The 10,524-nt window shown below is 63.3% G+C and carries 8 protein-coding genes and 1 tRNA gene; 3 read left to right on the top strand and 6 right to left on the bottom strand.

Features of this window, described 5'->3' with window-relative positions:
* Positions 1 to 91 precede the first annotated feature (91 nt).
* From imuA to KUW18_RS11565, 3 genes are read left to right on the top strand one after another with little or no spacing between them, the layout of a single operon-like run.
* Complete coding sequence (gene imuA / locus KUW18_RS11575) at positions 92 to 766, top strand: translesion DNA synthesis-associated protein ImuA (protein WP_222238686.1); 675 nt, start codon at positions 92 to 94, stop codon at positions 764 to 766.
* Positions 763 to 2,292 (top strand): Y-family DNA polymerase, encoded by a 1,530-nt coding sequence (locus tag KUW18_RS11570; protein WP_222561456.1) that lies wholly within the window; start codon positions 763 to 765, stop codon positions 2,290 to 2,292. Before imuA ends, KUW18_RS11570 begins: the two co-directional genes overlap by 4 nt.
* Positions 2,276 to 5,641, top strand: a complete 3,366-nt coding sequence (locus KUW18_RS11565; RefSeq protein ID WP_222561455.1) for an error-prone DNA polymerase — start codon at positions 2,276 to 2,278, stop codon at positions 5,639 to 5,641. Before KUW18_RS11570 ends, KUW18_RS11565 begins: the two co-directional genes overlap by 17 nt.
* Positions 5,642 to 5,788: 147 nt before the next feature.
* Here KUW18_RS11565 and ychF read toward each other — a convergent pair whose 3' ends face one another.
* The 6 genes from ychF to ispE all read right to left on the bottom strand — a co-directional run bounded on the left by ychF (position 5,789) and on the right by ispE (position 10,511).
* Positions 5,789 to 6,880 (bottom strand): redox-regulated ATPase YchF, encoded by a 1,092-nt coding sequence (ychF, locus tag KUW18_RS11560; protein WP_222561454.1) that lies wholly within the window; start codon positions 6,878 to 6,880, stop codon positions 5,789 to 5,791.
* 123 nt (positions 6,881 to 7,003) lie between these two features.
* Complete coding sequence (gene pth, locus KUW18_RS11555) at positions 7,004 to 7,588, bottom strand: aminoacyl-tRNA hydrolase (RefSeq protein WP_222561519.1); 585 nt, start codon at positions 7,586 to 7,588, stop codon at positions 7,004 to 7,006.
* 127 nt (positions 7,589 to 7,715) lie between these two features.
* Complete coding sequence (locus tag KUW18_RS11550) at positions 7,716 to 8,405, bottom strand: 50S ribosomal protein L25/general stress protein Ctc (protein WP_222163545.1); 690 nt, start codon at positions 8,403 to 8,405, stop codon at positions 7,716 to 7,718.
* A gap of 119 nt (positions 8,406 to 8,524) precedes the next feature.
* Complete coding sequence (locus tag KUW18_RS11545) at positions 8,525 to 9,466, bottom strand: ribose-phosphate pyrophosphokinase (RefSeq protein WP_206943411.1); 942 nt, start codon at positions 9,464 to 9,466, stop codon at positions 8,525 to 8,527.
* A 72-nt stretch (positions 9,467 to 9,538) separates the two neighbouring features.
* Positions 9,539 to 9,613, bottom strand: a tRNA-Gln gene (locus tag KUW18_RS11540).
* Between the two features lie 16 nt (positions 9,614 to 9,629).
* The gene (gene ispE, locus KUW18_RS11535; RefSeq protein ID WP_222561453.1) at positions 9,630 to 10,511 is read right to left on the bottom strand and encodes a 4-(cytidine 5'-diphospho)-2-C-methyl-D-erythritol kinase; all 882 of its coding nucleotides are present in this window, start codon (positions 10,509 to 10,511) and stop codon (positions 9,630 to 9,632) included.
* Positions 10,512 to 10,524 lie beyond the last annotated feature (13 nt).

Raw genomic sequence — 10,524 nt, 5'->3', positions numbered from 1 at the left:
AAGCCGTCATCGCTTGGCATTCCTTAAATACTGTATAAAATGACAGTATTCTGTTCAGCATGACTCGCATCACTTTCAAGGAGGGGGCGCCATGACAGCAGCACACCCCGTCGACATCACTCAACTAATGCAACGGGGAACGTTATGGCGCGCGGGCCGTGATCCTGCGCGGGACTGGGAGACCTCTCAGGCGGATGCTCTGGTCGTGCCAAGCGGATTCGCGACACTGGATGAGGTGATGGGTGGTGGCTGGCCCCGTGGAGACCTGATGGAGTGGCTGCTTGACCATCCCGGTATCGGTGAAATCCGCCTGCTGGCGCCACTGATGACCCGCAGCCAGCGGATTGTCTTGCTGGATCCCCCTTGGATACCTCATGCCCTGGCACTGCAGGCGGCGGGCATCGGTATCACCAAGATCCATGTCATTCAGACAGGCACCACCAAAGAACGTCTGTGGGCCATGGAACAGGTGGTGAAAAGTGGCTGTTGTGACTTGGTGCTTGGCTGGTTTGGCGCCCTCCAGGGCAGCTGGTTGCGTCGCCTGCAACTGGCGATGGCGGGGGGCACCGGGGTCGGCGTATTGCTGCGCCCTGCATCGCTTGGCCAGCAAGGGTCTGCTGCACCCTGGCGTTTGCGCCTGGGGGGCAGCGCTAATGGTCGGCTTGAGGTGGAGGCCTTCAAGCGCAAGGGTGCCATACCGGCAAAAACGATCACGTTGGATCTGCCGACCTCGTCCCTGTCACCGGTGAACAGGGGGGCGCCATGAAGGGGTTATGGCTGTGCCTGCATGGTCCTCGCTTTGAGCTTGACGTGGTGGCTCTTGGCGAAACGCAGCCCAAGGCGCTGGTATCGGCCAATGGAGAGCGTGTCCAGCAGGTATGCAGCAAGGCCCAGCGTCAAGGAGTGCGGCCCGGCATGACCGTGAGCACGGCGCTCAGCCTGGAGCCTGAGCTGCAATTGTTCACGGCGGACACGGCCGCATGTCGACAGCGGCTGGAAGGGCTCGCCCTGTGGGTGGGGCGTTTTAGCGCGCGTGTCAGTTTCGAGCCTAGCCTCGCTGGCGAGCCTGCCCGGGGCGTGGTGCTGGAAATTGGCTCGATGCTCCATTACTTCGGCGGTCTCGCCGCGCTGTGGTCCAGGCTGGAGAGCGAGCTGGCCGGTCTGGAGCTCGAACTCGTCTGCGCCACGGGGCATACGCCCTTGGCGGCGGTGCTGCTGGCTCGTGCGGGGGGCGTCCGCCCACACGTTGAGGACAGCGCTGTTCGGGGTACTGGTGTTCGGGGCACTGATGTTCGGAGCACTGGTGTTCGGAGCACTGGTATTCGGGGCAATGGTACTCAGAGCCTTGGAGCCGATGTTGATGGCCATCATCGGCGGCTGGGGCAGCTGTCGTTGTCCCAGCTGGCGCTGCCGCGTGCCCAATTGGCGCGTTTGCAAGGGCTAGGCTTCCAGCGTGTTCGCGATCTGCTGGCTCTGCCGACGGCATCTCTGGCTTCGCGACTTGGTCCCGATCTGACCCAATGGCTCAAGCGGCTGACCGGTGCTGTGCCTGACCTGCTGCCCGTCTTTGAGCCGCCACCGCGGCTGGAGCGTGAGCTCGAGTTGAACCATGACATCGAATTGGCGCCTGCGCTGCTGTTCCCCTTGAAGCGACTGCTGATGGAAATGGAGGGCTTTCTGCATGTGCGCTGTGCCAAGGCGCTGTCGCTGCAGCTGACGCTGTATCAGCGGGATGCAGAGCAGCACATCTCGGTGGGACATGCCGGAGGAGAGCAGTCTGCCTATGCCTGGCTCGAGCTATGTCGGTTGCGGCTGGAGCGCTGTGAGCTCAATGCGCCAGTGCGCCGTCTGCGAATAGAGGTCAGTGAACTCACGCAGCAGGAGCAGCCCGCTCAGGACCTGTTCGATACGGCGCCCCCCAGAGAAACGGCCGATGCTCTGTTCAGCCGCCTGCGAACCCGGCTTGGTCAGAACAGTGTCATGCAGCCTCGCTGGCGCGAGGATCATCGCCCTGAGCGAGCCTCGACGCTTGAGCGGTGCACCCGCGCAGCGGCGCAGGTGTTGCCCCAGGGCCCGCGTCCTGCCTGGCTGCTGCCCACCCCGCTGGCCATGTCGTCGGCAGCGCTGTCACAGCTTGAGTGGCTTGCCGGACCCGAGCGCCTGGCCAGTGGCTGGTGGGACGCCGCCCCGGCCCGGCGGGATTACTACGTCGTGAGATTTGGCGATGCCCGCTGTGGCTGGATCTTCCGTGACCACACCGGGCAATGGTGGCTGCATGGCTGGTTCGGTTGAACACTGCGAGCCCTCATCGGAACACGCTGCCCCACGGATAGCGCCTGCAGCCCATACAGCCTCTGGGGCGCCGCCGCTGGCCTATGCGGAGCTCTATTGCCTGACGAACTTCACCTTTCTCAAGGGGGCCTCTCACCCCCACGAGCTGGTGGAGAAGGCGGCCTGCCTGGGCTATTGCGCGCTGGCTATCACCGATGAATGTTCCGTGTCCGGCGTGGTGCGCGCCTGGGAGGCCGCCCGCGATCTGGATATGACTCTGCTAGTCGGCGCGGAATTTCGTTTTGAGGATCAGGCGGTGGTGGTGCTGGCCGAGAATCGCCAGGGCTATGCGCAACTTTGCCGGATGATCACCCTGGCCCGACGGCGGGCCCCCAAGGGCCATTATCGGTTGGACTGGGAGGAGCTCTCAGGGCTTGAGGATTGCCTGCTGCTGTATGACCCAGCGGGCAGTGACGATCGCTGCGCCTATCGCATGGCCTGGCTGAAGCAGCATTATCCAGGGCGTAGCTGGGTCATGCTGCTGCGCCACTTTGATGCCGGTGAAGAGGTGCGTCACCACCACACCGTCACCATGGCGAAACGTCTTGGGCTGCCCGTGGTCGCTGCCGGTGGGGTGCTGATGCATCAGGCTGCGCGCAAGCGTCTGCAGGACGTGCTGACGGCGCTGCGTCATGGCACCAGCGTGCAGCAGGCGGGCTACCTGCTCGAGCCTAATGCAGAGCGCTGTCTGCGTTCGCTGCCACGCCTGGCCGAGTGCTTTAGCCGTGACATGCTCGATGAGAGCGTGCGCATTGCCGAGCGCTGCCAGTTCGATCTTGGCCAGCTGCGCTATGAATACCCCGAGGAGCTGGTGCCCGAGGGCCATACCCCCATGAGTTGGTTGGTCCACAAGGTGGAGCAGGGACAGGCCAAGCGCTTTCCGGATGGAACGCCTGTCGAGATTGCCGCGCAGATTCAGCACGAGCTGTCGCTGATCGAGCGGATGCAGTATGCCCCCTTCTTCCTGACCATCGAGGATATCGTGGCCTTTGCCCGCGGACAGGGCATCCTGTGTCAGGGCAGGGGATCCGCCGCCAACTCGGTGGTGTGCTATTGCCTGTTCATTACCGAGGTGGATCCACGCCAGGTGCAGCTGCTGTTCGAGCGCTTCATTTCCGAAGAGCGTGACGAGCCGCCGGATATTGATGTCGATTTCGAGCATGAGCGGCGTGAGGAAGTGATCCAGTACATCTATCGTCGCTATGGGCGGGAGCGAGCCGGGCTGGCCGCCACGGTGATCAGCTATCGTCCTCGCAGCGCTCTGAAGGACGTGGGTAGGGCGCTGGGGCTGCAGCCCAGCTACCTGAGCTGGCTTGCCAGCCGACTGGATCGACGTGACGGCGAACAGGCGTGGTTGGCCGGGTTGCGCATGGAGCTCGCTCAGTCCGTCGCGGTGACGGCGTCGTCTTCCCCAGGGGCCGGATCGATCGAGCTGGGCAGCGAGGATGGCGCGCGCAGCCTTCGTCAGCACCTGGTAGAGCTGGTCGAGCAACTGCTGGGCTTTCCACGCCATCTGTCACAGCATGTGGGTGGATTTGTCATTTCTAGGGGTCCGCTGCATGAATTGGTCCCGGTGGAAAATGCCGCCATGCAGGAGCGCACGCTGATTCAGTGGAACAAGGACGATCTGGAGAGCCTGGGCTTGCTGAAGGTCGACGTGCTGGCGCTGGGCATGTTGACCGCGATACGCAAGACCCTTGGCCTACTGGGCCAGCCATCAAAACAAAGCCAGGAACTTAAACAGAGCCAGCAACAGGCCCGGCGGGAAAACTGCGACTCGCCATCTGACCATGGCGGTGACCGGGTCATTACCCCCATCGAGGCGCTCGCGGCGATTCCTCGGGAAGATCCAGAGGTCTATCGCATGCTGTCCCGTGGAGACAGCATCGGTGTCTTCCAGGTCGAGAGTCGTGCCCAGATGAACATGTTGCCCAGGCTAAAGCCCCAGAATTACTACGACCTGGTGATCGAGATTGCCATCGTCAGGCCGGGGCCCATCCAGGGCGACATGGTCCACCCATATCTGCGCCGCCGGGACGGGTTGGAACAGGTCGAGTACCCCAGCGCGGATGTCAGAAAGGTGCTAGAGCGAACCCTGGGAGTCCCCATCTTCCAGGAGCAGGTCATCAAGCTCGCCATGGCGGCGGCGGGCTATAGCGGTGGCGAGGCTGACCAGCTCAGGCGCGCCATGGCGGCCTGGCGGCGGGCGGGTACCATCGCCGAGCACCAGCACAAGCTGACCGCCGGCCTGCGCGAGCGTGGTTACACCGACGAATTCGCGGCGGCCATCTGTCGCCAGATAGAAGGCTTCGGTCAGTACGGTTTCCCCGAGTCCCACGCGGCCAGCTTCGCCCATCTGGTCTATGTGTCCGCCTGGCTCAAGTGCCATCACCCCGCGGCCTTCTGCTGTGGACTGCTCAATAGTCAGCCCATGGGCTTCTATTCTCCGTCTCAACTGTTGCAGGACGCTCAGCGCCATGGGGTTCAGGTGAGGCCGGTAGACCTGCTGCGAAGCCGCTGGGAGTCGACGCTGGAGGTCGATGATGAGGCTCTCCCTGAGGCAGCGGACGCGCCAGTGCATCCCGCAGGGCCAGCGGTGCGGTTGGGGTTGCATCTGGTGAAGGGGCTCAGCAGGGAGGCAGTGCTGGCGCTTCTGGAGGAGCGTGACCGATCCCCCTTTACCCGTCTTGCCGATGTGCGCCGGCGTGTATCGATCCGCTCACAGGACTGGGAGGCGCTGGCCTCTGCGGGTGCCCTGGCTGGTCTGTCGGGACACCGCTATCAGGCCCGCTGGGATCTGCTGGCGCCTCAGCCAGGCCTGGCCCTGGGGGACACCGAGCTGCTCGATGACGACAGCACGGCGTTGATGCCGCCCCTTGAGCAAGATGACCTTGAGGCGGACTATCGCCACCTCGGGCTCAGTCTTGGGCGCCATCCCATGGCGCTGCTGCGTGAGTCCACGGCGGGGCAGCGGCAGGGGCTCGATGGCTGTCTGACCGCCCAGCAGCTGTTGACCGTGGATCACGGCTGCCTGGTTCAGGTGGCAGGGCTCGTGACCACGCGGCAGCGGCCCGGTACGGCCTCAGGTGTCACCTTTGTGACCCTCGAGGACGACAGCGGCAATATCAATGTGGTGGTGTGGCGAGACACCGCCAAGGCTCAACGTCAGGCGTTACTCAATGCGCAGATACTGAGAGTGACCGGCCACCTGGAGCGAGAGGGGAGTGTGGTGCATGTGATCGCTGGCCGCCTGGAGGATATCGGCGCCTGGTGGAAGGCGCTGAGCGTGACGTCGCGGGATTTTCGTTAGTCGCTGTTTCGCTCTGGCGCTACCAAAAACGGCACCGAGGCGTACCTCGGTGCCGTTCTGGTCATCGTGCTGGCCGGGCCTGCATTTCGACACCAGCGAGTGGTGGCGGGCCCCGCTCAGCTCAGCCCCAAGCGTGTCGCGCCTGGATCAGACGTTAAAGCGGAAGTGCACCACGTCACCATCTTTCAGCACGTAGTCCTTGCCTTCCAGGCGCCACTTGCCGGCGTCCTTCGCACCCTGCTCACCTTTGAGGCTGACAAAGTCTTCGTAGGCCACGACTTCGGCGCGGATGAAGCCTTTCTGAAAATCGGTATGAATGACGCCAGCGCCTTCCGGGGCCGTCGCGCCGACCTTGACGGTCCAGGCACGCACTTCCTTCACACCCGCCGTGAAGTAGGTCTGCAGACCCAGCAGCGCGTAGCCAGCGCGAATCACGCGATCGAGGCCGGGCTCTTCCATGCCCATCTCGGCCAGGAACATCTCACGTTCCTCGTCGTCGAGTTCGGCGATCTCTGCCTCGAGCTGGTTGCACACAGGCACCACTACCGCGCCTTCCGCCTCGGCAATCCCCTTCACCACGTCGAGGTAAGGATTGTTCTCGAAACCATCCTCGTTGACGTTGGCGATGTACATGGTGGGCTTGAGCGTCAGGAAACCAAAGCTCTTGATCTGCTTCTTCTCGTCGTCAGAGAGATCGAAGCTGCGCAGCGGCTGGCCTTCTGCCAGGTGAGGCTGGATGCGGTCGAGCACCGCCTTGGTGGCGATGGCGTCCTTGTCGCCGCCCTTGACCACGCGAACCAGGCGCTGGATGGCCTTTTCCACGGTATCCAGGTCGGCCAGGGCCAGTTCCAGGTTGATGGTCTCGATATCCGCCGCCGGATCGACCTGGTTGGCCACGTGGATGACGTTGTCGTTGTCGAAGCAGCGCACCACGTGGGCGATGGCCTGGGTCTCACGGATATTGGCGAGGAACTGGTTGCCGAGGCCTTCACCCTTGGACGCGCCGGCGACCAGGCCGGCGATATCCACGAATTCCATGGTGGTCGGTACGACCTTCTCCGGCTTGACGATCTCCGCCAGCTTATCGAGACGCGGATCCGGCATCGGCACGATGCCGACATTGGGCTCGATGGTGCAGAACGGGAAGTTCTCGGCGTCGATGCCGGACTTGGTCAGGGCGTTGAAGAGGGTGGACTTGCCGACATTGGGCAGGCCAACGATGCCGCAGTTGAATCCCATGGGTGATTCCTGAAATAAGGTGAAGGAAGTCGAGTCATCGCAGAAAGCGCATCAGTGTATGACGTCGAGTGGCAGAGTGACAGCCTGTCTCGACCCGCTGAGCGCTGCCGCAGGAGTCTGTCGTCAGGCCGAATGGCTGTGCAGGCGATTCATCGCCTTGGCCCAGTCGCCCGCCAGGGCCTGGGGCAGTGTCGCCAGGCACTCGATCAGCGCGCCGTCGATCGCCTCTCGCTCGCTCTTGCCGGGACGGCCAAGCACGTAGTTGGTGACCAGATTGGCACTGCCCGGATGGCCGATGCCGATGCGCGCACGATGGAACGACTTGTCATTGCCCAGTGCGCTGATGATGTCGCGCAGGCCGTTGTGTCCACCGTGGCCGCCGCCCTGCTTGTAGCGGGCGCTGCCAGGGGGCAGGTCGAGTTCATCATGGGCGACGAGCATCTCGTCAGGGGCCAGCTTGAAGAAATTGGCGAGGGCGGCCACGGCGGCGCCGGAGCGATTCATGTAGGTCGTCGGTACCAGCAGGTGCAGGTCTTGTCCTTCCACAAGGGCCTTGGCATAAAGCCCAAGAAACTTCTTTTCCGGGCGTAGCTCGGCAGACGCCTGGCGGGCCACTTCCTCTACCAGCCATGCGCCAGCGTTGTGGCGGGTCGCCTCATACTGGGCGCCGGGATTGGCCAGGCCAATCAGTGCCTTGATCCGTGTCATGCTCATGTCTCCGGCCGCGGTGCGGGCAAGCGCTTTGCTCAGGGCCTCGGCGGCGCGACGCTGGGCAAAGCGATCGATGAAAACGAAAAGGGCCACCGCAGTGGCCCTTGAATCAAGCGGACAGGGATTACTCCTTGTCGCCTTCTTCGCCTTCGTTCTTCGCTTCCTCGGCAGCGTCGGCGCTGGCATCAGCGGCGGCAGCTTCGTCCTCGGCAGCTTCTTCGTCGGACTGCATGGCCTTGGCCTTGGTCACGTTGACGATGGCCTGGTCATGATCTTCGCCGTAGGTCAGCTCGACGATGGTGACGCCAGCCGGCGCCTTGAGGTCGGACAGGTGCAGAGTGCTGCCCAGCTCCAGGCCGGAGATGTCGACTTCGAGGTAATCAGGCAGATCTTTCGGCAGGCAGCTGATTTCAACGTCGTTGGCCAGCTGGTGCAGTTCACCGTCCTGCTCCTTGAGCGCCTTGGACTCGTCCTGACCGACCACGTGCAGCGGTACGCGCATGGTGATCTCGTGAGTCGCATCGACACGCAGGAAGTCAGCGTGGGTCACCAGCGGCTTGTACGGGTGACGCTGGAGGTCACGCACGACAACCTGCTGGGCCTTGCCATCTACCTCAAGGGTGATGACAGAGGAGAAGAAGGCTTCTTCTTCCAAGGCCTTGTAGAAGGCGGTCTTGTCCACAGCGATGGGCTGCGGCGTCTTCTCGCCACCGTAGATGATGGCAGGCACTTGCTGGTTCGCACGACGCAGGCGGCGGCTCGCACCTTTCCCCAGGTCGTTACGAACGTTGGCGGTAAGTTTGTAGTCAGACATGGATTTGCCTCTTGGCTAAAAGTAAGGAAGCCACCGAGCCCGCGACCAGACCTCGATGGTTCCAGGTGCCCCGGAGACCGGGGCGCGTTACCCGCGCAATGTGCTGGCCTTTCGCAGGCTCAGTGGAACATCGCGCTGACGGATTCTTCATTGCTGACACGGCGAATCGCTTCCGCGATCAGGCCGGCCACGCTCAGCTGGCGAATACGCCCGCTGCGACGAGCGGTTTCGGACAGCGGGATGGTGTCTGCCACCACGACCTCGTCCAGAACCGACTCGGAAATGTTGTCCACCGCAGGGCCAGACAGGATCGGGTGGGTGGCATAGGCCACCACACGGCGCGCGCCGTGATCCTTGAGGGCCTCACCGGCCTTGCACAGGGTGCCAGCGGTGTCGATCATGTCGTCCACGACCACACAGGTGCGGTCCTGAATATCACCGATGATATGCATCACCTGGGCCTGGTTGGCCTGGGGACGACGCTTGTCGATGATCGCCAGATCAGCGTTCAGCTGCTTGGCGATGGCACGTGCGCGGACAACGCCGCCAACGTCGGGGGAGACCACTACCAGATCGTCGTAGTTCTGGCGCTCGATGTCGTCGAGCAGGATCGGTGAACCGTAGACGTTGTCGACCGGAACATCGAAGAAGCCCTGGATCTGATCGGCGTGCAGGTCCATGGTCATCACCCGGTCAACGCCCGCCTTGACCATCATGTCGGCGACGATCTTGGCCGAGATCGGTACACGGGCAGAGCGCACGCGGCGATCCTGGCGGGCGTAGCCGAAGTAGGGCACCACTGCCGTGATACGGGTAGCGGAGGCCCGGCGCAGGGCGTCAACCATCAGGATCAGTTCCATCAGGTTGTCGTTGGTCGGTGCACAGGTGGACTGCAGGACAAAGACATCCTTGCCGCGCACGTTCTCGTTGATCTCGACCGCGACCTCTCCGTCGCTGAACTGACCGACCGTGGCATTGCCAAGCCGGCTGTCCAGGCTCTCGGCGACCTTACGGGCGAGTTCGGGGTTGGCATTCCCGGCGAAAACCATCAATTTTGACACGCGCAGCCACCTTTGCTGTGTTGGGTCTTCAGTGTGAGTCTGGGGGAGTGAGTCCAGGACTCAGAAGGAAGTTGGCTGGGGTAGGAGGATTCGAACCTCCGCATGCCGATACCAAAAACCGGTGCCTTACCGCTTGGCGATACCCCAGCAATAACGTCCTGCCTCAATCATCGGGCAGGGCGTCGAGGAGAGGCGATCGATTCAGGCCCTTGGCCTTGAAGGCGTGCCAGTCCGGTTGCTGCTGCTCTATTGCTCCAAGCAGCGCCACCGCGTCGGCTTCCGACGTCAGACGGGCAAAAACACATGCCCCGGTACCCGTCAACATCGACGGCGCCCGGGTGTTCAGCCAGTCCAAGGCACGAGCCACGTCAGGATAGCGCTGCCTGACAGTGTCTTCGCAATCGTTGCGCCAGCTCGACGCTCCCCCCTTGAGTGCGCGCGCCATGGTAATGGCGGGGGTGTTCCGTGTCAATTCTGGCGCAGTGAAGACCGCGGGGGTCGATACGCTGATACCGGGGTGCACGACCACAAACCAGGGGGTATCGAGGTCCACCGGGATCAGGCGCTCACCAATGCCCTCGGCCCAGGCGGCGTGGGCGTTGACGAAGACCGGAACGTCGGCACCGAGGCTGAGCCCAAGCTCAGCCAGCTGCGGGCGAGGGATGCCCAGACCCCATAGATGGTTGAGTCCTGCCAGCACGCTGGCAGCATCGCTGCTCCCGCCGCCCAGGCCACCCCCCATGGGCAGCCGCTTGGTTACCGAGAGCGTAGCGCCGAGGTGGCAGCCGCTGGACTGTTGCAGGTGCCTGGCGGCGCGCCACACCAGGTTGTCCTGGGGAGCAACACCGTCGAGAGCGCTGTCCAGCACCAGCTGGCCATCCTCGCGCAGCTCGATGGTAATGTCGTCGCCATGGTCGAGGAACTGGAACAGCGTCTGCAGCTCGTGATAGCCGTCGGCTCGACGGCCGACGATATGCAGCATGCGGTTTAGCTTCGCCGGGGCGGGCAAGGTCAGCCGCGCTGCGGCGGTGGGTGGCTGGGGCATGGCCATGTTGCCT

Origin of the sequence: Halomonas sp. DP5Y7-2 (genome assembly GCF_019802025.1) — a bacterium.
GTDB lineage: Bacteria > Pseudomonadota > Gammaproteobacteria > Pseudomonadales > Halomonadaceae > Halomonas > Halomonas litopenaei_A.
This window is presented reverse-complemented; position numbering and strand designations above follow the sequence as displayed.

Bases quoted from the DNA above. Each gene is read 5' to 3' on its own strand.
- imuA (WP_222238686.1), top strand. From the start codon at position 92: ATGACAGCAGCACACCCCGTCGACATCACTCAACTAATGCAACGGGGA.
- KUW18_RS11570 (WP_222561456.1), top strand. From the start codon at position 763: ATGAAGGGGTTATGGCTGTGCCTGCATGGTCCTCGCTTTGAGCTTGAC.
- KUW18_RS11565 (WP_222561455.1), top strand. From the start codon at position 2,276: ATGGCTGGTTCGGTTGAACACTGCGAGCCCTCATCGGAACACGCTGCC.
- ychF (WP_222561454.1), bottom strand. From the start codon at position 6,880: ATGGGATTCAACTGCGGCATCGTTGGCCTGCCCAATGTCGGCAAGTCC.
- pth (WP_222561519.1), bottom strand. From the start codon at position 7,588: ATGACACGGATCAAGGCACTGATTGGCCTGGCCAATCCCGGCGCCCAG.
- KUW18_RS11550 (WP_222163545.1), bottom strand. From the start codon at position 8,405: ATGTCTGACTACAAACTTACCGCCAACGTTCGTAACGACCTGGGGAAA.
- ispE (WP_222561453.1), bottom strand. From the start codon at position 10,511: ATGCCCCAGCCACCCACCGCCGCAGCGCGGCTGACCTTGCCCGCCCCG.